This window comes from Pseudomonas sp. W2I6 (assembly GCF_030815935.1).
GTDB lineage: Bacteria > Pseudomonadota > Gammaproteobacteria > Pseudomonadales > Pseudomonadaceae > Aquipseudomonas.
In genome coordinates this window covers 6,174,116-6,196,388 of sequence record NZ_JAUSXJ010000001.1, presented here as the reverse complement: position 1 = coordinate 6,196,388, position 22,273 = coordinate 6,174,116, and the positions used below count along the sequence as shown (strand labels likewise).

Below are 22,273 nucleotides of genomic sequence, written 5' to 3'. Positions count from 1 at the left end.
TCAGGCGGCGGTGGGCCGCGCTGGGCAAGTCAAACTTAAAAGAGAACACAACGATGATTTTTTCCCGTAAGGCGGTTTCCAAGCGTCATCTGCTGCTGATTGCCGCAGGCTTCAGCACGGTGCTGACCGGTTGCGCAACGTCGCCGACCAACAAGGTCGCCTCGACCACCAAGGTCGAGTACTACCCGAACTGCTACGAGCCGGTGCAGCACTTGCGTGCTACCGATTCGGACCTGACCAAGTCGGTGGTAACCGGCGCCGCCCTGGGTGCGGCCGGTGGTGCTTTGCTGGGCGCCCTGACCGGCGACTCCGACAAGCGTGGCCGCAACGCTGCCATCGGTGCAGCGGGCGGCGCCCTGGCCGGTGGTGCTGCGGGTTACTACACCGAGCGCCAGAAGCAGATCACCGATGACAACCAGCGCATCGCCTCCTACGCCACCGACGTCAACAAGCGTGCCTCCGACATCGACCGCAGCACCGCGTACGCCAAGGCGTCCCAGCAGTGCTACCAGAGCGCGTTCACCAAGCTGGTGGCCGACCGCAAGGCCAAGACCGTCAACGACGTTGAAGGCCGCAAGCGCCTGGCAGAAATCGTCTCGGGCCTGAAAGAGTCCAACGACCTGATCGTCGCGGTGAACGGCAAGGCCAGCGAAGACCTGAACAACTACACCCAGGCGTACGAACAGGATCTGCAACAAGTGGGCGTACAACGTGCCGACGTCGTAACCGTTGCGACTGCCGATACCACGCCGGTGGTAACGCCAGCCAAAGGCAAGAAGCCGGTAAAAGTCGCGAAAAAGCCGGTACTGCCAACCGTGCCGAAAGAAGCCGTAGCCACCGAGAAAACCATCCAGACCGCCCAGACCAAACAAGCTGAAAGCAAGCAGGTTGCCAGCGCCGGTAAAGCGCAGATCGAAGGCACTTGCCGTGATCCGAACCTGGCGGATTGGGCACCGGTTCCTTGCCCTAACGTCTGAGGAAAGTTGTTGCTATAAGCGTTAAACGCCAGCCGATCTCCTGCTAAAACGGGAGATCGGTAGCGTTATTTGCACAAATCGTTAAACTGCTGCGGCCACCCAATAATTACACTGAGGCCGTGTGCATGAAATTTCGTTTTCTTCTCTGGATGCTTGGCCTGTTGATGGGCAAAGCCAGCCGCACCAACCCTGCGTTCCAGCAGCAGTTGGGTGACAAGGACCTGGCGTTCCAGTTGCAGACCCTCGACGGCAAGGTTGCCCGTCACTTCATCGTCAAAGACCAGCGCATTACCAGCCGCTCGGGTGTTCATCCCGCGCCTGCGTTTGCCATCGCCTTCAAAGACGCCGCCTACGGCTTCGCCACGATGCAGGCGAAGAACAAGCAACTGGCGTTCATGACGGGGATTCAGGACAAGTCGATCCAGATCAAGGGCAACCCGGCGCTGGTGATCTGGTTCCAGGGGTTGACCAAGTATTTGAAGCCGAAGAAAAAGCCCAAAGGCTAGGGGGTTCTTCAGCAATACTGCGTCGCCTGCATTCGCGAGCAAGCCCGCTCCCACATTCAATCCCATTCCAAAGTTGGAACTCGGTCGAATGTGGGAGCGGGCTTGCTCGCGAATACGGTGTAACAGGCGCCCGATTTATCCCTGACTGAACTGCGAAGCCAACTCGCGCAACAACGTTTCCGCGTCCAGCACCTTGCTCACCACGTCCTCTGCCTTGTCCCGGGTCAGCCCCAGGCGCTCAAGCAGTTCGTCCGGGATGGATTCATCCGGCCCGGAGCCGATGCCGCGGCTGCGCAGCAAGCGCACCGCCAGGCACACCAGGTTCGGGTATTCCGCATATTGGCCGTCGTAGGTCGGGTCGTGCTGGAAGCGCAGGGCGGTGGACAGTTCGTCCGGCATGTCCCAATAGCGCATCAACCACGCACCAATCTGCTCGCGGCTGATGCCCAGCAGATGCTGCTCGATGTAGCTGTGGCACAGGTGCGGGTTGACCTCCAGGTGCCGGCAGATCAGTGAGAAATGCGGCGGGAAGACGTGGGCCAGCAACAGGTAGCCGAAATTGTGCAGCAGGCCGGCGAGGTACGTCAGCCCGGCTTCCGGGCGCTGGGCGCGGGGCATGGCGCGGGTCAGGCCTTCGATGACGGCAGCGGTGTAGATCGACTGGTGCCAGTACGGCGTGGCCTGTTGCGGGTGGTCCTTGGGCAGGCTCAAGGTCTTGCCCAGGGCCAGGCCGAGTGCGAGGTTGATCACCAGGTCAAAGCCCAGCACGCGCACGATGGCGTCTTCCACCGAGCGGATCTTGCCCGGCGAGGCGTAGTAGGGCGACGCGGCCCAACTCACCACCTGGGCGGCCAGGGCCCGGGTCGGTTTCGACCACGCCGGTGATGTCGTCGATAGTGGCGTTGGGGTCGACCCGCAGCTTGATGATCTTTTGCGCGGTATCGGCCAGCGGTGGAATCTCGATGGTGGCTTCCAGGCGCTGCTGGATACGGCGGGCGGTGAACGCCTGCATCGCCTGGGTGATTTCCTCGCGGTCGTCATTGGGGCGATCCAGGTTTGGCCGGATGTTGCTCAGCGGCTCGCCGAAATGCGCGGCGCTGGCCTTGGTCAGCATGCTCTTGAACGCGTCGCTGGAAATCTCCAGCAGCAGCCCGGCTTCGCCCGAGTGCACCAGCACGGTCGGCTCACGCAACAGGCTTTCTTCGTACAGGCAGGGAGAACTGGTCAGCGGCGGCAGGCCGGGCAGCAGGCTCAGGCTGTGCTTGCCGAGCATGCGCTCCAGGCGCTCCGGCGACACGGCCGTGAGGCGCCGACCGGTGAGCTCGGCGAGGCGATTAAGGTCCAGCAACTGGTTCTGTGGAAACAGCACCATGAGTGCACCCACGGCATCATCGAGCAGTACGGCTTGAACCTTCTGCGCCGGGTTCAGGCCGGGGCGTTCGGTAACTTCCGTGTAGCTGATGGCGAGCTTTGCAAGCAGCGTCCGAATCACCGAGGGTGCAGTCGGTGGGGCTGTGGCGAGGGCAACTTCTGACATGGCCTGAATCCAATTTCCTACAGTCATTGGAGTATAACCAGCTTGATACAAGTGAGGGTTGTCTAAGTGAGTCAGCCGTCACACTTGGCCGTATTGCTGCCCATGTCTCAGCCAGCGATCCAGCAGCGGGCTGACGTGTTCCGGCCAACGCTCCAGTAACGCCTGGGCCGCGTCGCGCACGGCGGGCAGCAAGTCGGCATCGCGCATCAGGTCGGCGACCTTGAATTGCAGCAGGCCGGTCTGGCGGGTGCCGAGCATCTCGCCGGGGCCGCGCAGTTCGAGGTCTTTTTCGGCGATCACGAAGCCGTCGTTGGTTTCGCGCATGATCCCCAGGCGCTGGCGACCGATCTGCGACAGCGGCGGGTGGTACAGCAGCACACAGTGGCTGGCGGCGCTGCCCCGGCCGACGCGGCCGCGCAATTGGTGCAGTTGCGCCAGGCCCAGGCGCTCGGGGTTCTCGATGATCATCAGGCTGGCGTTGGGGACGTCGACGCCGACTTCAATCACCGTGGTCGCCACCAGCAATTGCAGGTTGCCGGCCTTGAACTCGGCCATTACCGCGGCCTTTTCCACCGGCTTCATGCGACCGTGAATCAGCCCGACCTTGAGTTCACCCAAGGCACTGGTGAGGTCTTCATAGGTGGTTTCGGCGGCCTGGCAGGTCAGCTCTTCGGATTCTTCGATCAGCGTGCACACCCAATACGCCTGACGGCCTTCGGCGCAGGCGCCGCGCACCCGTTCGATGACTTCGACGCGGCGGGTGTCGGTGACCAGCACGGTGTTGACCGGCGTTCGGCCCGGCGGCAGTTCGTCGAGGATCGAAGTGTCGAGGTCGGCGTAGGCGCTCATGGCCAGGGTGCGCGGGATCGGTGTGGCGGTCATGATCAACTGGTGCGGGCTCATGCGGCCGCCCACGCCTTTCTGGCGCAGGGCCAGGCGCTGCTGCACACCGAAGCGGTGCTGTTCGTCGATGATCACCAGCGCCAGATTCTTGAACTTCACTTCGTCCTGGAACAACGCGTGGGTGCCCATTACCATCGGGGCGCCGGCGGCGATCTGCTCCAGGGCGGCTACGCGGTTCTTGCCCTTGAGCTTGCCGGCCAGCCATGCGACTTCCAGGCCCAGCGGTTCGAGCCAGCGCTTGAAAGTGATGAAGTGCTGCTCGGCGAGAATCTCGGTGGGCGCCATCAGCGCCACCTGATAGCCGGCTTCGAGGGCCTGCAACGCGGCGAGGGCGGCGACCACGGTTTTACCCGCGCCCACGTCACCCTGGATCAGCCGCAGCATCGGTTCTTTCTGGCTCAGGTCGTAGGCGATTTCATTGCCGACCCGTTGCTGGGCGCCCGTCGGTGCAAACCCCAGGTTGGCCAGGTATTGCGCAGGCAGGCGCTTGGCCTTGGGCATGGCCGGCGCGCGCAGCGAACGCATGCTCTCGCGCAGGCGCTGCTGGGACAGTTGATGGGTCAGCAGTTCTTCGAACGCCAGGCGATGCTGGGCCCAGTGATGACCGAGAGCCAACTCGTCGACGTCGGCATCGGCGGGTGGGTGATGCAGGTAGCGGATCGCATCATCCAGCGGCGCCAGTTGATAGTCGCGCGCCAGTTCCTGGGGCAGCCAGTCGGGCAGGCTTTTTGGCCCGAGCATCGTCAGAGTCTGCATGCACAGTTGGCGCAAGCGCTGCTGGGTCAGGCCTTCGGTGAGCGGGTAAATTGGCGTGAGGGTGGTGTCTACCGGCGGCGGTTCGTCGCCGGTAATCGCGCGGTATTCCGGGTGATAGATTTCCAGCCCCGAAGCGCCGGGCCTGGCTTCGCCGTAGCAGCGCACGCGGGTACCACGCTTGAGGCCTTCCTTCTGGGCGTTGCTGAAGTGGTAGAAGCGCAGGCTCAGGCCGCCGGTGCCGTCTTGCAGGCGCACGACCAAACTGCGGCGCTTGCCCATCACCACGTCGGCGCCGCTGACGGTGCCTTCAACCACGGCGTCCTGCCCAGGGCGCAAGTGGCCGATGGGCACCACGCGGGTGCGGTCCTGGTAACGCAGGGGCAGGTGGAACAGCACGTCCTGGAGATTTTCCAGCCCGACCTTGGCCAACTTCTCGGCCATGGCCTCCCCGACACCCTTGAGTGCCGTCACCGATACCTGCGACAGCTCAGTCATACCGTTACTTAGCTCGCAGCAGGCGGCTTGGCCACCGAACACAGGCGGATCGAGTCGGCGAGGATTTCAATCGCTTTCGGACGCGGGAAGCTCGCACGCCAGGCAATCGCCACGGTGCGGAACGGTACCGGCGGCGTCAGTGGGCGCACGGCGATCACGCCGGGGGCGTAGTGATGGCTGTCGACCGCCGACAGCGGCAGGATCGAGATACCCAGGCCGGAGGCGACCATATGGCGAATGGTTTCCAGGGAGCTGGACTCCACGGTGGTGTGCTTGGCGCCGTCGTTGCCCTTGGTCAGAGTCGGGCAGGCTTCCAGCACCTGGTCGCGGAAGCAATGGCCTTCGCCCAGCAACAGCAGGCTCTTGTCGTTGAGCAGGCCCGCGTCGATGGTGTCTTTCTGCGTCCATGGGTGGGACGCCGGCATCAGTACGTAGAACGGCTCATCGTAGAGCGGCAGCGTCAGCACATCCGCCTCGTTGAACGGCAGGGCGATGATGATCGCGTCCAGCTCGCCGTTGCGCAGTTTGTCGCGCAGCACGTGGGTGAAGTTTTCTTCGATATACAGCGGCATCTGCGGCGCGACGCGGTGCAGTTGCGGAATCAAGTGTGGGAACAGGTACGGGCCGACGGTGTAGATGGCGCCGACTTTCAGCGGGGCGGTCAGCTGGTTCTTGCCGGCCTGGGCCAGCTCGCGAATGCTTTGGGCCTGTTCCAGAACCTTCTGGGCCTGGGCGACGATGCCTTCGCCGACGGGCGTCAGGCGCACGGCGCTTTTGCTGCGCTCGAAAATCAGCACACCGAGTTCGTCTTCAAGCTTCTTCACACCCACCGACAGCGTCGGCTGGCTGACGTGGCAACGCTCGGCCGCGTGGCCGAAGTGCTGCTCTTGGGCGAGGGTAACGATGTAGCGTAATTCTGTAAGAGTCATAGCGGGCGTCCATGAGGTTGCGGGCCAAGCATACCGGCTGCAATCGATAGACGCACGTTATCAGACAGCGTAGGGGCCGCGACACCGGTTAATCGGGTATCGCCGCCCCGTATTTCACTTTTGCGGGTACTTGAAGGTGAAGGTTTCGGTGAAGGGAGCCCACCATTCAGGCACGCCGGTTTCCTTGTCTACATGGTGGAAGAAACCCTTGATCTGTGGGCTTTCATAGCGCAGCACCACGGTGTAGGTGCCGGGGCCGTCCATTTTCACGTTGTTGGCGTAGTGGGCGCCGTCTTTGGCCACCATCGGCAACAGCGTGCCGATTTCCTTGTAGTCGGGCGAGCCCTCCTTGACCAGTGAGTAGCTGATGGTCAGGTAGGGCACCCACTCACCGTTGGACAGGCCGTATTTGTTGTCGGCGGTGGCGTGCACATCGGTCTCAAGGTGTACCGAGTCCTTGCTCATCACCATGCCTGGCGGCATGGGCGCCATTTCGATGCCCACCAGGTACGAGGAGGCGATCTCCATGTCATTGATCTGCACCGGTCCGCCAATCGGGTATTCGCGGGCTTGGGCGAGGGAGGAAGCGGCCACGGCGCTGACGAGCAGCAGTGCGGCGGCGAAGGGGTTGCGCAGGTGTTTCATGGTGGGGCTCCTGGGGCGGTTAATGTGATTGTGTCGGGCGTGAATGCAGTAAACGGTTACCCAGCACCAGGAGCGAGAGGGTGACGAGCCACGCCACCAATTGAACGCCCAGAGGTCGGTCGGTGTAGCCCACCAGCGCGGTCAATGCGCGGCCGGTGAGGCTGCCATCGGAGACCAGCCAGGAGGTGTCCCAGAGCTGGTAGCCCCAGGCGGGAATCAGGTCGATACCGGCGAGGATCGCGGCGGCCCGGCCAGCCATGCCGGCGGCAAGCAAGGCGATCATCCAGCCGGTAATCGAGAACAGGCGCTTGAGGCTGATGGCGACCAGGCCGCGGTACATCAGCCAGGACAGCGCGGCGCCGGCGACGATGCCGAGCACGCCGCCGGCCAGCATCGACAGTGGGTCTGTCTGGCTGGAGGCGGCGATGCCATAGAGGAACAGCACGATTTCCGAGCCTTCGCGCAGCACGGCCACGGTGATGACCACGGCCAGGGCCCAGAGTGATTTTTCACCCTTGAGTACTGAATTGCCGGCGCTGCGCAGTTGGGTCGCCAGCTCGCGACCATGACTGGCCATCCACAGGTTGTGCCAGCCCAGCATGACTACGGCGACCACCAGGATGGCTGCGTTGAAAATCTCCTGGCCAAAGCCCTGCAGCGCCTGGGTAATTGCGCCGGTAAATAGTGCGAGGATGCCGGCACCGAGCACGCCGGCTGCGATTCCGCCGCCAATGAACAGCCCACGTCTTGCCAGGCCCTGGGTGGCGGCCATCACGATGCCCACCACAATCCCGGCTTCCAGCACTTCACGAAACACGATCAACAGACAGGCCAGCATGGCTTACTCCTTGGCTGCGACGGCGGTGACCGTGCCTTTGGCCTGGTCGGGGTGGTAGTCATCGAAGAAGGTGTAGGTGCCGGGATGCAGCGGGCCGGCAAACACCGTGATGGTGTTGCCGGGGACAATGATTTTTTCGAATTTCATGTCGTAGCTTTCGAACTCGTCGACGCTTTCATCGTGGCTGGTGAGTTGAATGCGAAAGCGCTCACCGGCCGGCACCTCGAACGTCGAGGGGCTGAAGGTGTGATTCTGAATGACCAGGGTGACCAGCTGATCCGCCTGTGCGGCGACGGGGAAAGCCAGTAGGAGGAGAGCCAGCCGGGCAAGGTTGGGCATGCCGAATGTCCGCTAATGAGAACTATTCGCGGATAATTAGCGTTGTCTTTAATTGTTACAAGTGAAGATCGAGTTAGGTGTCGATTCGTTCAAGCCTGGTTCAGGTTGCGGTGATGCGCGGGGGAGGGAACAGCAGCCGTGGGCACCCGAGAGTGCCCACGGTAGGGTTTAGCGGCGACGTTTTTCGATGTTGTAAACGAATGGTGCAACGATCTCGATGCTCCCGCCTTTCAACATGTCGGCCGGCGGCTTGGGCAGCGGCTGGGCACGACGGATCATGTCGAGGGTGGCGCGGTCCAGGTCGGCGTTGCCGGAGCGGCCCACCAGTTCGTAGGACAGCACGTTGCCATCGGCATCAACCACGAAACGCAGGCGGTTCAGGCCTTCCTTGCCACGCGCCTGGGCGCCCGGCGGGTACTTCTTGTACTTCTGCAGGTGGCCCAGCAGGGTACTTTCCCAGGTGGCCTTGGCCGCGATCTGCTGCGGTGAAGGGCCCGGTTGTGGCTGGGCGGATTTTTCCGTAGGCGCGTTGTTCTGCGGAGTTTCGCTCGGCGGCTCTTCGGAAGGTTTTTCCTTGGGCGGATCGGGCTTCTTCTCCACAGGCTTGGGCGGCTGTGGTTTTGGCTTGGGCTTGACCGGCTTTGGCACCTGGATCGTCGGCTTAGGTGCCTCGGCCAGTTTCGGCAATGGCAGCTCTTCGACCGGCGCAGGCGGCTGTGGCGGCGTGATCACCTTCGGCGGGGCCGGAGGTGGCGGCGCCGGCATCGGTGCCAGGTCGATGACCATGGCGGCCGGAGGCAGCTGGACCATATGTGGCGCCGACCACTGGAGCGCGATGATGATCGCGACGGCGTGGACGCCCAGCACGACGGCGAGGCTGGTGCCATAACGCGTCAGTTTGTGGCGCGTCGTGATCATTTCTTGGCTGCCGTCTCAAGTCCGACCAGGCCTACCTTGAGGTAGCCGGCCGCCCGCAGGGCATCCATCACGCTCATCAGGTCGCCGTAGTCCACGCCCTTGTCGGCCTGGAAGAAGATGGTCGTGTCTTTCTTGCCCTGGGTCTTGGTGTCGAGCACCGCGCCCAGGGTGTCGGATTTGACTTCTTCTTCGCCCAGGAACAGACGCTGGTCCGCCTTCACGCTGAGGAATATCGGTTTCTCCGGCCGCGGCGCAGGTTTCGCGCTGGAAGCGGGCAGGTCGACCTTGATATCCACGGTGGCCAACGGTGCTGCCACCATGAAGATGATCAGCAGCACCAGCATCACGTCGATAAACGGCGTGACGTTGATTTCGTGGTTCTCGACGAGCTCGTCGTCGCCTTGATTCAAATGCAGGCCCATGGCCGATTACCCCACTTTCACCATGTGCGGTTGCGAGCTGCGCTCGGAAGGCAGGTGATCGAGGTCACGGCTGACCAGCAACAGGACTTCTGCCGAAGCGTCCGACACCTGCGCCTTGTAGCCGGCGATCGAACGGGCGAAGACGTTGTAGATCACCACCGCAGGAATCGCGGCAACCAGGCCCAGTGCGGTTGCCAGCAGGGCTTCGGCGATGCCGGGCGCCACGACGGCGAGGTTGGTGGTCTGGGTTTTGGCGATGCCGATGAAGCTGTTCATGATGCCCCACACGGTACCGAACAGGCCGACGAAGGGCGCGGTGGAACCGATGGTCGCCAGCACGCCGGTGCCGTTGCTCATGTTGCGACCGCAGGCGGCAACCAGGCGCTCCAGACGGAAGCTGACGCGTTCCTTGATGCCTTCCTTTTCACGGGTGTTGGCAGACAGGCGCATCTCTTCGAGTGCGTCGTGAACCAGCAGGTGCGCCAGGGTGCCCTTCTTCGCCGCGCTTTCGCTGGCTTCTTTCAGGGTGGTGGCTTTTTTCAGGTGGACGATTTCAGTGCGCAGGCGACGCTTGGCGCCCAGCAGTTCGAAGCCCTTGGCGATCCAGATGGTCCAGGTGATGATCGAAGCGATGGCCAGGCCGATCATCACGATCTTCACGATGATGTCAGCGTTCTGGTACATGCCCCACGGCGACAGGTCGTGGGCCATGCCCAGGCTGTTGTCTTCTTCCAGCACGACGCCGGAATCGTCAGCCGGTGCGCCTTCGGCGGCCAGGGCCGGGTCGGTCGCGGCCGGTGCAGCGGCTGGCGCAGGAGCGTTTTGCTCTGTAGCTGGCGCGCTCGCTGCAGGCGGGGCGGCCGGCGCGGTGTTGTCGGCGAACGCGGCGGTCGGTGCCAGCAGGACGCTGAACAGCACTGCAGCAATCGCACGCCAGGCGCGGGATGGGCTGTGAGGCTTGGTTGGCGAAGCGGGGGATGTATTGCGTGTCATGCTGGCCGGACCTGAGAGAAAAAAATGAGTGAGCGTCCTTCCAGACCGTAACGGGTCGAGGACAAATGGGCGGTTATTATTGCAAGTAATTCTTGTTAACAGAAGTAATACAGTTACTTTATTTGTCGTTTTGCTGGCCGCTGGTCATCTGTGGGGGCTAACCTTGACCTTTAAGAACGGAGTTTTGTGATGTCTGCGCCTTCTGTGGTGATTGCCGGTTGCGGCGATGTCGGTAGCCGTCTGGCCACCCAATTGCTGGCCCAGGGCTGGGAGGTTCATGGCCTGCGGCGGGATATTTCGCGCCTTCCCAAGGGCGTTATCGGGATTGCCGGCGACCTGTTCAATGAAGACTGCCCCGATACCTGGCCGGTGGGCGGGGTGGATTACCTGGTGTATTGCGCGGCCGCCACCGATCACGACGAGGCGGGTTATCGTGCGGCATACGTGCAAGGGTTGCGGCATGTGCTGGAGTGGCTGAACGACTACGGCCAGGAGCCCAGGCACCTGCTGTTTGTGTCCAGCAGCAGTGTGTATGGGCAGCAGAACGGTGAGTGGGTCGACGAAAGCTCCGAGACCAAGGCAGGCGGTTATTCCGGACAAGTGATGCTGGAAGCCGAGCAAGTGGCGTTGGATAGCGGCATTCCCGCCAGTGTCGTGCGCCTTACGGGGATTTATGGTCCAGGTCGTGAGTGGTTGTTGAGCCAAGTGCGCCAGGGCTATCGCGTGGCGATTGATCCGCCTTTATATGGCAACCGGATTCACGCCGATGACGCGGCGGGCTTGCTCGCGTTTTTGCTGCAGCACGTGGAGCAGGGCGGTGTGCTGGATAAGTGCTACATCGGCGTCGATGACGCTCCGGCCCCGCTGGCCGAGGTGGTTGCCTGGTTGCGCGAGTACCTTGGCGTGACCGAATGGGCCGAGAACGCCAGCGTCCGCCGTGCTGGGAGCAAACAGTGCAGCAATGCCCGGGCCAAGGCGTTGGGCTGGGTGCCGCGTTATCCGAGTTACCGCGAAGGGTATGCGGCGATCCTGGAGGGTTGATCGCGGCGTGAAGAAAAAGGAGCCTGAGGGCTCCTTTTTTGCGTCACTGTTTTTCCAGCAACCACTGTCGTGGCCCGGGGGTAAACGAGGGTACCTCGTCGGCCTGGGCGGTGTTGATCGCCTGGAAGATCTCCAGTTGCTTGCCCTTGCGCGCAAAGATCCACGGGTTGCCCTGGCCGTTCAACTGTAGCCAGATACTGTCGTAGCCGCCGCTCATGGAGGCGCAATCGCCCGCCAGGCACAGCGAGTACTGATCGGCGCCGGGTAAGCCGGTCACCTGGCCATTGGCCTGGAACTGTACGGTGGCGCCTTCGCCAGTGCCGCTGCTGATTTTCCAGGTGCCGCCCATGTAGGCGGCGTACAGGGTGCGTTCGAAGTTGGCACCCAGTGGCGCGCCTTCGGGGGCTGGATCCTTGGCACGGGCGAACAGTTGCTCGGGCTCGTTATCATTGGCCCCTTGCAGCAGCAGCTTGCCTTTACGCTTGAGTTCAGTGGCGGAGCTGCCGTAGAAATCGACACTCCAGGCGCCGGATTTTTCACCCAGCAATTTGCCTTCAGCTACTTCAAAACCGTTGTAGTAGCGGGCCTGGGACGCTTTGGTGTTCACCTCCCATTCGAGGTTCGGACCATAGCTCTGCAGGGCTTCACGCAAAGGGCCGCCCTTGGCTGCCGCGTCGATGGCGGCCTGGTTGATCCAGGTGCCGCTCACATCCAGGTCGGCGGGATTGCTGGCGCAGCCGCCGAGCAACAGGGCGAGCAACGAAGAGGCAACGAGCGCTTTGCGCATTACGAAATCCTTCCAAGAACCAATTCGGCGCAGCCTTCCCGTGGAAGCGCTGCGCCGGATGTTTTACTCGATGACCAGAATGGCGTCCATCTCAACCTGCGCGCCCTTTGGCAGGGCGGCAACGCCGATGGCGGCGCGGGCTGGGTACGGCTGTTCGAAGTACTTGCCCATGATCTCGTTGACCTTGGCGAAGTGGCTCAGGTCGGTGAGGAAGATGTTCAGTTTGACGATGTCCTTGAACGAACCGCCCGCAGCTTCGGCAACCGACTTCAGGTTTTCGAAGACCTGGATGGTCTGGGCTTCAAAGCCTTCAACCAGCTCCATGGTTTTTGGGTCCAGTGGAATCTGGCCGGACATGTAGACGGTATTGCCCGCCTTGATCGCCTGGGAGTAAGTACCGATTGCTGCTGGTGCCTTGTCGCTGGTGATAACAGTCTTGGTCATGAATGACTCCTTGTAATGGATGGGCTAGGCGCGCATGCGGGTGATGCGGATGACCCCGGTCAGGGCGCGCAGTTTCTTGATCACGCGGGCCAGGTGCACGCGATCGTGCACGCTGACCACCAGTTGGACCACGCTGATGCGGCCATCGCGTTCGTCCATGCTGATTTTCTCGATATTGCCGTCGGCCGCGTTCACGCTGCTGGCCAGCAGGGCGATCAGGCCGCGCTGGTGTTCCAGCTCGACCCGCAGCTCGACGTTGAATTCGCCAGTGACATCCTTTGCCCACGAAAGCTGGATGCATTTCTCGGGGTTGTGGCGGATTTCACTGATATTGCGGCAGTTGTCCAGGTGCACCACCATGCCTTTGCCCGCAGACAAATGGCCGACAATCGGGTCGCCAGGGATCGGCGTGCAGCACTTGGCGTAGCTGAGCACCAGGCCTTCGGTGCCGCGAATCGCCAGCGGGCCTTCGGGGCTTGGCAACTGTTCGCCTTCGCCCAGCAGGCGGCGGGCGACCACATAGGCCATGCGGTTGCCCAGGCCGATGTCTTCCAGCAAGTCTTCGATCAGTTCCTGGCGGTACTCGTGGAGCATCGCCTGCACGCGTTCGGCCGGGATCTTGTCCAGAGAGCTGTCGAAGCCGTTGAGCACCTTGTTCAGCAGGCGTTCGCCCAGGCTGATGGACTCGGAACGGCGTTGCAGTTTCAGGGCATGACGGATGTGGGTGCGAGCCTTGCCGGTGACCACAAAGTTGAGCCAGGCCGGGTTCGGGCGCGCGCCCGGTGCGCTGACAATCTCCACCGTGGAACCGCTTTGCAGCGGTTCCGACAGCGGGGCCAGTCGACGATTGATCCGACAGGCTATGCAGCTGTTACCCACATCGGTGTGCACCGCGTAGGCAAAGTCGACCGCCGTGGAGCCTTTGGGCAGCTCCATGATCCGGCCTTTGGGCGTGAACACGTAGACCTCGTCCGGGAACAGGTCGATCTTCACGCTTTCGATAAATTCCAGGGAGTTGCCGGCACGTTGCTGCATTTCCAGCACGCCCTTGACCCACTGGCGGGCGCGGGCATGGGTGCCTTTTGGCTGCTCGTCGCCGGTGGATTTGTACAGCCAATGGGCGGCGATGCCGTTGTTGGCCATCTCTTCCATTTCGCGGGTGCGGATCTGGATCTCGATCGGCACCCCGTGCATACCGAACAGCGTGGTATGCAGCGACTGGTAGCCGTTGGCCTTGGGAATCGCGATGTAATCCTTGAAGCGTCCGGGCAGGGGCTTGTACAAATTATGTACAGCGCCCAGCACGCGGTAGCAGGTATCGACCTTGTCGACGATGATCCGGAACGCGTACACGTCCATGATCTCGTTGAAGGCCCGGCGCTTGCCGCGCATCTTCTTGTAGATGCCGTAGATGTGTTTCTGCCGGCCGCTGACCTCGCCCTCGATCTCATCGATCGCCAGGCAATGGCTCAGGGATTCTTCGATCTTGTTGACGATTTCCTTGCGATTGCCCCGGGCGCGTTTCACTGCCTGGTAGATGCGCGCGGAACGCATCGGGTGCATGGCCTTGAAACCGAGGTCTTCGAACTCGATACGAATGGCGTGCATGCCCAGCCGGTTGGCGATGGGCGCGTAGATTTCCAGGGTTTCCTTGGCGATGCGCCGGCGTTTTTCACCGGACAGCACTTCCAGCGTGCGCATGTTGTGCAGCCGGTCGGCCAGCTTGACCAGGATCACCCGGATGTCCCGGGCCATGGCCATGGCCATCTTCTGGAAGTTTTCCGCCTGGGCTTCGGCCTTGGTCTCGAAGTTCATCTGGGTCAGTTTGCTGACCCCGTCGACCAGTTCGGCCACGGTTTCGCCAAATTGCGCACTGAGCGCTTCCTTGGCAATGCCGGTGTCTTCGATCACGTCATGCAGCATCGCGGCCATCAGGCTCTGATGGTCCATGTGCATGTCGGCAAGAATATTGGCCACGGCAAGAGGATGCGTGACATACGCCTCGCCACTGCGGCGGCGTTGGCCGTCGTGGGCTTGTTCGGCGTAGAAATACGCTCGGCGGACCAGGTTGACCTGGTCTGGGCCGAGGTAGGTCGATAAGCGATCGGCGAGGGCGTCTATGCTCGGCAAAGTATTAACTCCTGCCGTTGGCTGTGACCCCGCGCCGTGCTACGTCGACCAGGCATAGGCTTAGACGGCCTCGTTGGACTCGTCCTCGAACGCTGCAAACAGCGGTTCGTCTTCAACGATTTCGGCGTTGGCGATGAACTCGTAGCTCATCAGGCCTTCAGCGATTTCACGCAGGGCTACAACGGTAGGCTTGTCGTTTTCCCACTGGACCAGGGGCTCTTTGCCGCCAGTGGCCAGTTGACGGGCACGCTTGGTAGAGAGCATGACCAGCTCAAAGCGGTTATCCACGTGTTCTAGGCAGTCTTCAACGGTTACGCGGGCCATGGTATTCCTCGGAGCGAATGCAATATGCGCGCTGCCCGGTTGGGCGAGCGGACTGAACAGTTTAAAAAATCACCAGCGTTTAGGGAAGCGCTGATTTTTCGCAGGCCATCGCAAACGCGCTACAAGTGCCAATGTAAAGCCCCTGCAGCGGTTTTGGGAAGAGCCAATCAGCCGAGCAGTTCGGCCAATAATTTGCCGAAACGCTGCTGCTGACGCTTTTGCTGGAGCTGATTGGCGCGGAAAATCGCTTTCAGATCGTCCAGCGCGTGAGCGAAATCGTCGTTGATGATCAGGTAGTCGTAGTCGACGTAGTGGCTCATTTCACTGACGGCTTCACGCATGCGACCTTCGATGATCTCGTCGCTGTCCTGACCGCGGTTGGTCAGGCGCTGGTGCAACGCTTCCAGCGAAGGCGGCAGGATGAAGATCGAGCGGGCTTTGGGCATCAGCTGGCGCACTTGCTCGGCGCCCTGCCAGTCGATTTCCAGGATCAGGTCGTGGCCTTCGTCCAGGGTCTGCTGCAGGTGGCTTTGCGAGGTGCCGTAGAGGTTGCCGAAGACCTCGGCGCGCTCCAGGAAATCACCGTGCTCGATCATCTTGACGAACTCGGTGCGCTCGACGAAGTGGTAGTGCACGCCGTTCACTTCACCCGGGCGCATGGCGCGGGTGGTGTGGGACACCGAGATGCGGATCTGCTCGTCAGCGTCGGTCAGGGCCTTGACCAGGCTGCTTTTGCCCGCGCCCGATGGGGCAGAAATGATGTAAAGGGTGCCGGTGCTGTGGGTCATGTCAGGGTGCCTTACTCGATATTCTGTACTTGTTCGCGCATTTGCTCGATCAACACTTTGAGGTTGACCGCAGCCTGGGTGCTGCGCGGATCAAAGGCTTTGGAGCCCAGTGTATTGGCTTCGCGGTTGAGTTCCTGCATCAGGAAGTCCAGGCGCCGACCGGCGGCACCGGCGGACTTGAGCACGCGGCGCACTTCCAGGATGTGGGTGCTCAGGCGGTCGAGTTCTTCGGCCACGTCGCTTTTTTGCGCCAGCAGGACCATCTCCTGCTCCAGGCGCACCGGATCCAGTTCGGCCTGCATGTCGGCGAAGCGGTCCAGGACCTTCTGGCGCTGGGTGGCAAGCATCTGCGGCACCAGTTCGCGCAGGGTCACCACGTCTTCTTCAATGGAGGTCAGGCGGTCGCTGATCAGGCGGGCCAGTTCGGCCCCTTCACGCTCGCGGCCGGCCTTGAGTTCTTTCAAGCCTTGGTTGAACAGGGTCAGCGCCTCGGCGTTCAACGCCTGTGGGTCAGTGGCATCGGCCACCAGCACGCCGGGCCAGGCCAGGACTTCCAGCGGGTTGATGGCGGCAGGCTGCTTGATCAGGCCGGCGATGGTTTCGGCGGCGGCGACCAATTGGGCGGCGCGCTCGCGATCCACCTGCAACGGCTTGCCGGTGGTTTCCTCGGTAAAGCGCAGGGTGCATTCCAGCTTGCCGCGGGAGATGCCCTGGCGCAGTGCCTCACGAACCGCGCCTTCGAGGTCGCGAAACGATTCCGGCAGGCGCAGGTGCGGCTCCAGGTAGCGGCTGTTGACCGAGCGCAATTCCCAGCTCAGGGTGCCTTGGACGCCGGCTTTTTCGACGCGGGCGAAGGCGGTCATGCTGTGCACCATGGAGGTACCTCGCGATGCAGTCCCGCAAACAGGCGGGCTGATGGGTAGATTGAAGCCGACAGGCTGCGAAGGCGCAGGATTGTAGCTCAAGGGGACGGGTGGCCCCAAACAGTGGCTTCGGTGCCCGGGTTTGTAACAGGATTTTTTAGCCGTGCCGATCAGGGCTGGCGGCTCTATAATGCTCGGCAGTTTTTCGTCCTCCGTACAGGTATCCCCTATGAAACGTCCAAGTGGTCGCGCTGCCGATCAGCTCCGCTCGATCCGCATCACCCGCAACTACACCAAACACGCCGAGGGATCTGTACTGGTCGAGTTTGGCGATACCAAGGTTATCTGCACCGTCAGCGTCGAAAATGGCGTGCCGCGTTTCCTCAAGGGCCAGGGCCAGGGTTGGTTGACCGCCGAATACGGCATGCTGCCGCGCGCCACCGGCGAGCGTAACCAGCGTGAAGCCAGCCGTGGCAAGCAAGGCGGGCGCACCCTGGAAATCCAGCGCCTGATCGGTCGCTCCCTGCGTGCAGCCCTGGACATGTCCAAGCTGGGCGACGTGACCCTGTACGTCGACTGCGACGTGATCCAGGCCGACGGTGGTACCCGTACCGCCTCCATCACCGGGGCCATGGTTGCCCTGGTCGACGCGCTCAAAGTCATCAAGAAACGTGGCGGCCTGAAAGGCGGCGATCCGCTCAAGCAGATGATCGCGGCTGTATCGGTCGGCATGTATCAGGGCGAGCCGGTGCTGGATCTGGACTATCTTGAAGATTCGGCTGCCGAGACCGACCTGAACGTGGTGATGACCAGCACCGGTGGTTTCATTGAAGTGCAGGGCACCGCCGAAGGCGCGCCATTCCAGCCGGCGGACCTGAATGCCATGCTGGCCCTGGCCCAGAAGGGCATGACCGAAATCTTCGAACTGCAGAACGCCGCATTGGCCGACTGATTCAATCCCAAGGAGCGACGCCATGAGTGACAGCCAACTTCCACTGCCGACACCGTCCAAGGAAGTTCGCCAGTGGGCGATGCTCTGTCATTTTGCGGCGTTCTTCGGGCTGATGTTCCCGTTCGGCAGCCTGCTGGGGCCCTTGATTCTCTGGCAGGTGAAGAAGGATGCAGACCCGTTCATTGATGACCAGGGCAAGGAAGCGCTGAATTTCCAGATCACCGTGGGCATTGCCTGGGCGGTCTGCTTCCTGCTGGGTTTTATCGTGATCGGCTTTGTGTTGATGACCGTGCTGGTGATCGGCGCGGTGGTGATGACGATCATTGCGGGCATCAAGGCCAACAAGGGCGTGGCTTATCGTTATCCGTGGACATTGCGGTTGATCAAATAACCACCGCCCACAAAAAAACCGACAGCGATGTCGGTTTTTTTGTGCCTGGAAAAAGACCTTAGATGGTCAAGGTCCAGTCGTAGTCCACGATCAGCGGCGCGTGCTGCGAGAAGCGCGGCTGGCGTGGCAGACGTGCGCTGCGCACGAAGCGACGCAAGCCTGGCGTCAGCAGCTGGTAGTCAAAACGCCAGCCGAGGTTGAGCATCTCGGCCTGTTCGTTATCCGGCCACCAGCTGTACTGGTCGCCTTCGCGGCTGACTTCCCGCAGGGCATCGACATAGCCCATGTTGCCGACAATCTCGTCCATCCAGGCCCGTTCCGGCGCCAGGAAGCCCGGGGATTGCTGGCTGTCGCGCCAGTTCTTGATATCCAGCTTCTGTTGCGCCACGTACAGCGAGCCACAGTAAATGTACTCGCGACGTTTGCGCCGCTGTTTATCCAGATAACGGGCGAAGTCGTCCATTAGCTTGAACTTCTGGTTCAAGTCTTCATCGCCATTCTGCCCTGATGGAAGCAGCAAGGTCGCGATGCTGACCTTGTCGAAATCGGCTTGCAGGTAGCGCCCGTAGCGGTCGGCTGTCTCGAAGCCGAGGCCGCTGATGACCGCCTTGGGTTGCAACCGCGAATACAAAGCCACGCCGCCTTGGGCGGGAACTTCGGCATCACAGGCATAAAGGAAGTAGCCATCCAGTTGGAAGGCTGGGTCGTCCAGTTCAAAGGCGGAGGCGCGGGTGTCCTGCAGGCAGATGACGTCGGCATTCTGGGCTTGCAGCCAACTGAGCAAACCACGCTCGACTGCAGCCTGAATACCATTGACGTTCACACTGATGATCCGCATAAATGGCCCCAAAAATCGCGTGCGTGTATGATACACGCCGTCTACCTAATTAGCTAAATCCGTGGTATCTGAGGCTTTTTTCATGCAGGCGTATCAACGCGATTTTATTCGTTTTGCCATCGATCGCGGCGTATTGCGCTTCGGTGAGTTCACTTTGAAGTCCGGGCGCACCAGCCCTTACTTCTTCAATGCCGGCCTTTTCAACTCGGGTTCTGCCCTGGCGCAGCTGGGTCGTTTCTATGCGGCCGCCATCGTTGAAAGCGGTATTTCCTTCGACGTGCTGTTCGGCCCTGCCTACAAAGGCATCCCCCTGGCGGCCGCGACCGCCGTGGCGTTGGCTGAACATCACGAGCTGGATCTGCCTTGGTGCTTTAACCGCAAGGAAGCCAAGGCCCACGGCGAAGGCGGTAGCCTCGTGGGTGCGCCGCTCAAGGGCGACGTGCTGATCATCGACGACGTGATCACTGCCGGTACGGCGATTCGCGAAGTGATGCAGATCATCGCTTCCCAGGACGGCGCCAAGGCGGCCGGCGTGTTGATCGCGCTGAACCGCCAGGAGCGCGGCAACGGTGAATTGTCGGCGATCCAGGAAGTGGAACGTGATTTCGCGATTCCAGTGGTGAGCATCGTGTCCCTGAACCAGGTGTTGCAGTTCCTGGAAGATGACCCGCAGCTCAAGCAGCATTTGCCGGCGGTCAAGGCCTATCGCGAGCAGTTCGGCGTTTAGAAGATCCATGTGGGAGCGGGCTTGCTCGCGAATACGGCTTGTCAGTTGATATATGTGTCGACTGACCCGCCGCTTTCGCGAGCAAGCCCGCTCCCACATTTTTAGACCGAGTACATAGAAAAGGCCCCGTTCAATCGAATTGAACGGGGCCTTTTTGTTTACCAGCGCTTAGGGGCGCTTGCGGTTACTGATCAGGGTACCCACACCGGTATCGGTGAAGATTTCCAGCAGGATCGCATTCGGAACCCGGCCATCCAGGATCAACGAGCTGCCAACGCCGCCTTGCACCGCTTCCAGCGCGCAGCGGATCTTCGGCAGCATGCCGCCGTATATGGTGCCGTCGGCGATCAGGTCGTCCACTTGCTGGGTTGTCAGGCCGGTCAAGACCTTGCCTTCCTTGTCCATCAAGCCGGCGATGTTGGTGAGCAGCATCAGCTTCTCGGCCTTCAGCGCCTCGGCCACCTTGCCGGCCACGAGGTCGGCGTTGATGTTGTAGGACTCACCGTTGGCACCGACACCGATCGGCGCGATCACCGGAATGAAATCGCCTTTCACCAGCAGGTTCAGCAGGTCGGTGTTGATGCCGATCACTTCGCCCACCTGGCCGATGTCGATGATTTCCGGCTGGGTCATCTCCGGGGTCTTGCGGGTCACGGTGAGCTTCTTCGCCCGGATCAGTTCGGCGTCCTTGCCGGTCAGGCCGATGGCGCTGCCGCCATGGCGGTTGATCAGGTTGACGATGTCTTTGTTCACCTGGCCGCCCAGGACCATCTCTACCACGTCCATGGTCTGGGCGTCGGTCACACGCATGCCGTCGATGAAGTGACTCTCGATGGACAGGCGCTTGAGCAGGTCACCGATTTGCGGGCCGCCACCGTGTACCACCACCGGGTTGATCCCGACGGCTTTCATCAACACGATGTCGCGGGCAAAGCCGGTTTTCAGCTCGTCGCTTTCCATGGCATTGCCGCCGTACTTGATCACCAGCGTCTTGCCGACGTAGCGTCGAATGTAAGGCAACGCTTCGGAAAGGACCTTGGCGGTATTGGCGGCGGCTTCGCGTTCGAGGGTCATTCAGGGCTCCGGTAAAAAATCAGAACGGTAATTGGAGATCAGGGGCAACACGTTTCAACTGGGCGTGGAACACGTCCTTGATGCGCTGCAACTCAGCCTCGGTATCCGCCTCGAAACGCAGCACCAGCACCGGTGTGGTGTTGGATGCGCGAACCAGGCCCCAGCCTTTGGCGTAATCGACTCGCACACCATCAATGCTGGTCAGGTCGGCGCCTTCGCCCCATTGCGCATCGTGCAGTGCGTCAATGATGCTGAATTTGCTCTCCTCGGTCACATGGATATTGATCTCTGGCGTAGAAATATCATTCGGGAAGGTCTGGAACAGCTCCTGCGCGGTCGATTTTTCCTTGCTGAGGATCTCCAGCAGACGAGCGGCGCTGTAAATGCCGTCGTCAAAGCCGAACCAGCGCTCCTTGAAGAACACATGGCCGCTCATTTCGCCGGCCAACAGCGCGCCGGTTTCTTTCATTTTCTTTTTGATCAACGAGTGGCCAGTCTTCCACATTAGCGGGCGACCGCCATATTCCTTGATCAGCGGTGTGAGGCGGCGGGTGCACTTCACGTCGAAGATAATTTCGGCACCTGGGTTGCGCGCAACCACGTCGCGGGCAAACAGCATCAGCAGGCGGTCCGCAAACACGTTTTCGCCGGTGTCCGTCACCACGCCAACGCGGTCGCCGTCACCGTCGAAGGCCAGGCCGACGTCAGCCCCGGTCTCCTTGACCTTGGCGATCAGGTCCACCAGGTTCTCGGGCTTGCCTGGATCCGGGTGATGGTTCGGGAAGTTGCCGTCGACGTCACAGAACAGCGGGATCACTTCGCAGTTCAGGGCTTCGAGCAGTTGCGGGGCGATCACGCCGGCCGCGCCATTGCCGCAGTCCACCACCACTTTGAGGCGGCGCGCGAGTTTGACGTCGCCGGTGATTTGGTCAGAGTAGCGCTGCAGGATGTCGACTTTGGTGACGCTGCCTTCGCCGCTGGTCAGGTCGTTGGTCTTCAGGCGGGTGTGCAGGGCCTGGATCTGTTCGTTGGCGAGGGTATCGCCAGCGATGACGATCTTGAAGCCGTTGTAGTCCGACGGGTTATGGCTGCCGGTGAGCATCACGCCCGACTTGCCGGCCAGTACGTTGGCTGCGTAGTACAGCGCAGGCGTCGGCACCAGGCCCACGTCGCTGACGTGGCAGCCGCTGTCGGCCAGGCCCTGGATCAGTTGCTCGACGAGTTCGGGGCCGGACAGGCGGCCATCACGGCCTACGGAAACGTTGGGCTCGCCCTGTGCCAGGCTCTGGGAGCCAATGGCGCGGCCGATCCAGTAGGCGGTCTCGGCGGTCAGGGTCTTGGGGACCACGCCACGAATGTCATAGGCGCGGAAAATGCTGTCGGGAAATGTCGGGGCGACTCGGGCTGGGTTGCTCATTGCGGGGGGGAACTCCATCGATAAGGGGCTGGGCTGGCCTCAAGGGTGCTGACCGGCAGGCTCAAACTGAAGGGTAAGACGGCGTTTTTGGCATAGAGTTCGTGGTGCAAAAGTGCCATCGGCGCCGAAGCTCCGCCCTTTTGCCCCCTTAATGCCCTGATTTCACTGGGGAAACCTTGCTGGTAAGTTCCGCGCATTCTTCATCCTGAAAGGCCATGCGTTGGCATCAGGCCGGGTGA

Annotated in this window: 22 protein-coding genes and 2 pseudogenes; 6 read left to right on the top strand and 18 right to left on the bottom strand. The window is 61.6% G+C overall.

Going from position 1 to position 22,273, the window contains the following annotated elements:
• Positions 1 to 53 precede the first annotated feature (53 nt).
• Both tagQ and QF039_RS28745 read left to right on the top strand, forming a co-directional pair.
• Positions 54 to 977: a type VI secretion system-associated lipoprotein TagQ gene (gene tagQ, locus QF039_RS28750; RefSeq protein WP_003213311.1), complete on the top strand. Its 924-nt coding sequence runs from the start codon at positions 54 to 56 to the stop codon at positions 975 to 977.
• 125 nt (positions 978 to 1,102) lie between these two features.
• On the top strand, positions 1,103 to 1,483 hold the full coding sequence (locus QF039_RS28745) for a hypothetical protein (RefSeq protein WP_008439448.1): 381 nt from the start codon (positions 1,103 to 1,105) through the stop codon (positions 1,481 to 1,483).
• A gap of 135 nt (positions 1,484 to 1,618) precedes the next feature.
• Here the strand turns inward: QF039_RS28745 and QF039_RS28740 are convergent.
• The 9 genes and pseudogenes from QF039_RS28740 to exbB form a co-directional block, all read right to left on the bottom strand.
• Positions 1,619 to 3,020: pseudogene (locus tag QF039_RS28740) on the bottom strand (aminoacyl-tRNA deacylase and HDOD domain-containing protein).
• Positions 3,021 to 3,098: 78 nt separating this feature from the next.
• The gene (recG, locus tag QF039_RS28735) at positions 3,099 to 5,174 is read right to left on the bottom strand and encodes an ATP-dependent DNA helicase RecG (protein ID WP_307521895.1); all 2,076 of its coding nucleotides are present in this window, start codon (positions 5,172 to 5,174) and stop codon (positions 3,099 to 3,101) included.
• Positions 5,175 to 5,182: 8 nt separating this feature from the next.
• The gene (locus tag QF039_RS28730) at positions 5,183 to 6,103 is read right to left on the bottom strand and encodes a hydrogen peroxide-inducible genes activator (RefSeq protein WP_003213305.1); all 921 of its coding nucleotides are present in this window, start codon (positions 6,101 to 6,103) and stop codon (positions 5,183 to 5,185) included.
• Between the two features lie 114 nt (positions 6,104 to 6,217).
• Entirely contained in the window at positions 6,218 to 6,748 is a 531-nt protein-coding gene (locus QF039_RS28725) for an iron transporter (RefSeq protein ID WP_087693714.1), read from the bottom strand.
• 19 nt (positions 6,749 to 6,767) lie between these two features.
• Complete coding sequence (locus tag QF039_RS28720; protein ID WP_008439439.1) at positions 6,768 to 7,586, bottom strand: FTR1 family protein; 819 nt, start codon at positions 7,584 to 7,586, stop codon at positions 6,768 to 6,770.
• A 3-nt stretch (positions 7,587 to 7,589) separates the two neighbouring features.
• Positions 7,590 to 7,925: a cupredoxin domain-containing protein gene (locus QF039_RS28715; RefSeq protein WP_177041067.1), complete on the bottom strand. Its 336-nt coding sequence runs from the start codon at positions 7,923 to 7,925 to the stop codon at positions 7,590 to 7,592.
• Positions 7,926 to 8,093: 168 nt separating this feature from the next.
• Positions 8,094 to 8,843 carry an energy transducer TonB gene (locus QF039_RS28710; protein WP_003213297.1) on the bottom strand — a complete coding sequence of 250 codons (750 nt, stop codon included), beginning with the start codon at positions 8,841 to 8,843 and terminating at the stop codon, positions 8,094 to 8,096.
• Positions 8,840 to 9,265, bottom strand: a complete 426-nt coding sequence (gene exbD, locus QF039_RS28705; protein WP_177028060.1) for a TonB system transport protein ExbD — start codon at positions 9,263 to 9,265, stop codon at positions 8,840 to 8,842. Before exbD ends, QF039_RS28710 begins: the two co-directional genes overlap by 4 nt.
• Before the next feature lie 6 nt (positions 9,266 to 9,271).
• A complete protein-coding gene (gene exbB, locus QF039_RS28700) occupies positions 9,272 to 10,258 on the bottom strand; it encodes a tonB-system energizer ExbB (protein WP_177009055.1) in 987 nt (328 codons plus the stop codon).
• 189 nt (positions 10,259 to 10,447) lie between these two features.
• Between exbB and QF039_RS28695 the strand changes: the two genes are divergently transcribed.
• On the top strand, positions 10,448 to 11,299 hold the full coding sequence (locus tag QF039_RS28695) for an SDR family oxidoreductase (RefSeq protein ID WP_003213292.1): 852 nt from the start codon (positions 10,448 to 10,450) through the stop codon (positions 11,297 to 11,299).
• Positions 11,300 to 11,342: 43 nt separating this feature from the next.
• Here QF039_RS28695 and QF039_RS28690 read toward each other — a convergent pair whose 3' ends face one another.
• From QF039_RS28690 to QF039_RS28665, 6 genes are all read right to left on the bottom strand, one after another.
• On the bottom strand, positions 11,343 to 12,086 hold the full coding sequence (locus QF039_RS28690; protein ID WP_003213290.1) for a hypothetical protein: 744 nt from the start codon (positions 12,084 to 12,086) through the stop codon (positions 11,343 to 11,345).
• Between the two features lie 63 nt (positions 12,087 to 12,149).
• Positions 12,150 to 12,530 carry a RidA family protein gene (locus QF039_RS28685; protein WP_003213288.1) on the bottom strand — a complete coding sequence of 127 codons (381 nt, stop codon included), beginning with the start codon at positions 12,528 to 12,530 and terminating at the stop codon, positions 12,150 to 12,152.
• Positions 12,531 to 12,554: 24 nt separating this feature from the next.
• Positions 12,555 to 14,660, bottom strand: coding sequence for a bifunctional GTP diphosphokinase/guanosine-3',5'-bis pyrophosphate 3'-pyrophosphohydrolase (spoT, locus tag QF039_RS28680; RefSeq protein ID WP_008439435.1), 2,106 nt, complete (start codon positions 14,658 to 14,660; stop codon positions 12,555 to 12,557).
• 60 nt (positions 14,661 to 14,720) lie between these two features.
• A complete protein-coding gene (rpoZ, locus tag QF039_RS28675; RefSeq protein WP_003176920.1) occupies positions 14,721 to 14,984 on the bottom strand; it encodes a DNA-directed RNA polymerase subunit omega in 264 nt (87 codons plus the stop codon).
• Positions 14,985 to 15,151: 167 nt separating this feature from the next.
• A complete protein-coding gene (gmk, locus tag QF039_RS28670; protein ID WP_003213284.1) occupies positions 15,152 to 15,772 on the bottom strand; it encodes a guanylate kinase in 621 nt (206 codons plus the stop codon).
• Between the two features lie 11 nt (positions 15,773 to 15,783).
• Entirely contained in the window at positions 15,784 to 16,647 is an 864-nt protein-coding gene (locus QF039_RS28665; protein WP_102604063.1) for a YicC/YloC family endoribonuclease, read from the bottom strand.
• 217 nt (positions 16,648 to 16,864) lie between these two features.
• Between QF039_RS28665 and rph the strand changes: the two genes are divergently transcribed.
• Both rph and QF039_RS28655 read left to right on the top strand, forming a co-directional pair.
• Positions 16,865 to 17,587 (top strand): ribonuclease PH, encoded by a 723-nt coding sequence (gene rph / locus QF039_RS28660; RefSeq protein ID WP_003213280.1) that lies wholly within the window; start codon positions 16,865 to 16,867, stop codon positions 17,585 to 17,587.
• Positions 17,588 to 17,609: 22 nt separating this feature from the next.
• Complete coding sequence (locus QF039_RS28655; RefSeq protein ID WP_003213278.1) at positions 17,610 to 17,978, top strand: DUF4870 domain-containing protein; 369 nt, start codon at positions 17,610 to 17,612, stop codon at positions 17,976 to 17,978.
• Positions 17,979 to 18,036: 58 nt separating this feature from the next.
• Here QF039_RS28655 and QF039_RS28650 read toward each other — a convergent pair whose 3' ends face one another.
• Positions 18,037 to 18,816, bottom strand: coding sequence for an exodeoxyribonuclease III (locus QF039_RS28650; RefSeq protein ID WP_003176915.1), 780 nt, complete (start codon positions 18,814 to 18,816; stop codon positions 18,037 to 18,039).
• Positions 18,817 to 18,898: 82 nt separating this feature from the next.
• Between QF039_RS28650 and pyrE the strand changes: the two genes are divergently transcribed.
• The gene (gene pyrE / locus QF039_RS28645) at positions 18,899 to 19,543 is read left to right on the top strand and encodes an orotate phosphoribosyltransferase (protein ID WP_003213276.1); all 645 of its coding nucleotides are present in this window, start codon (positions 18,899 to 18,901) and stop codon (positions 19,541 to 19,543) included.
• Positions 19,544 to 19,711: 168 nt separating this feature from the next.
• Here the strand turns inward: pyrE and argB are convergent, their stop codons facing one another.
• Together argB and QF039_RS28635 are read right to left on the bottom strand one after the other, a co-directional pair.
• Positions 19,712 to 20,617: an acetylglutamate kinase gene (gene argB, locus QF039_RS28640; RefSeq protein WP_003213275.1), complete on the bottom strand. Its 906-nt coding sequence runs from the start codon at positions 20,615 to 20,617 to the stop codon at positions 19,712 to 19,714.
• Between the two features lie 19 nt (positions 20,618 to 20,636).
• Positions 20,637 to 22,058 (bottom strand): annotated as a pseudogene (locus QF039_RS28635) (phosphomannomutase/phosphoglucomutase); the annotation flags it as partial.
• Between the last annotated feature and the right edge of the window lie 215 nt (positions 22,059 to 22,273).

Coding starts and splice junctions, on each gene's coding strand:
- tagQ (WP_003213311.1), top strand. CDS start 54: ATGATTTTTTCCCGTAAGGCGGTTTCCAAGCGTCATCTGCTGCTGATT.
- QF039_RS28745 (WP_008439448.1), top strand. CDS start 1,103: ATGAAATTTCGTTTTCTTCTCTGGATGCTTGGCCTGTTGATGGGCAAA.
- recG (WP_307521895.1), bottom strand. CDS start 5,174: ATGACTGAGCTGTCGCAGGTATCGGTGACGGCACTCAAGGGTGTCGGG.
- QF039_RS28730 (WP_003213305.1), bottom strand. CDS start 6,103: ATGACTCTTACAGAATTACGCTACATCGTTACCCTCGCCCAAGAGCAG.
- QF039_RS28725 (WP_087693714.1), bottom strand. CDS start 6,748: ATGAAACACCTGCGCAACCCCTTCGCCGCCGCACTGCTGCTCGTCAGC.
- QF039_RS28720 (WP_008439439.1), bottom strand. CDS start 7,586: ATGCTGGCCTGTCTGTTGATCGTGTTTCGTGAAGTGCTGGAAGCCGGG.
- QF039_RS28715 (WP_177041067.1), bottom strand. CDS start 7,925: ATGCCCAACCTTGCCCGGCTGGCTCTCCTCCTACTGGCTTTCCCCGTC.
- QF039_RS28710 (WP_003213297.1), bottom strand. CDS start 8,843: ATGATCACGACGCGCCACAAACTGACGCGTTATGGCACCAGCCTCGCC.
- exbD (WP_177028060.1), bottom strand. CDS start 9,265: ATGGGCCTGCATTTGAATCAAGGCGACGACGAGCTCGTCGAGAACCAC.
- exbB (WP_177009055.1), bottom strand. CDS start 10,258: ATGACACGCAATACATCCCCCGCTTCGCCAACCAAGCCTCACAGCCCA.
- QF039_RS28695 (WP_003213292.1), top strand. CDS start 10,448: ATGTCTGCGCCTTCTGTGGTGATTGCCGGTTGCGGCGATGTCGGTAGC.
- QF039_RS28690 (WP_003213290.1), bottom strand. CDS start 12,086: ATGCGCAAAGCGCTCGTTGCCTCTTCGTTGCTCGCCCTGTTGCTCGGC.
- QF039_RS28685 (WP_003213288.1), bottom strand. CDS start 12,530: ATGACCAAGACTGTTATCACCAGCGACAAGGCACCAGCAGCAATCGGT.
- rpoZ (WP_003176920.1), bottom strand. CDS start 14,984: ATGGCCCGCGTAACCGTTGAAGACTGCCTAGAACACGTGGATAACCGC.
- gmk (WP_003213284.1), bottom strand. CDS start 15,772: ATGACCCACAGCACCGGCACCCTTTACATCATTTCTGCCCCATCGGGC.
- QF039_RS28665 (WP_102604063.1), bottom strand. CDS start 16,647: ATGGTGCACAGCATGACCGCCTTCGCCCGCGTCGAAAAAGCCGGCGTC.
- rph (WP_003213280.1), top strand. CDS start 16,865: ATGAAACGTCCAAGTGGTCGCGCTGCCGATCAGCTCCGCTCGATCCGC.
- QF039_RS28655 (WP_003213278.1), top strand. CDS start 17,610: ATGAGTGACAGCCAACTTCCACTGCCGACACCGTCCAAGGAAGTTCGC.
- QF039_RS28650 (WP_003176915.1), bottom strand. CDS start 18,816: ATGCGGATCATCAGTGTGAACGTCAATGGTATTCAGGCTGCAGTCGAG.
- pyrE (WP_003213276.1), top strand. CDS start 18,899: ATGCAGGCGTATCAACGCGATTTTATTCGTTTTGCCATCGATCGCGGC.
- argB (WP_003213275.1), bottom strand. CDS start 20,617: ATGACCCTCGAACGCGAAGCCGCCGCCAATACCGCCAAGGTCCTTTCC.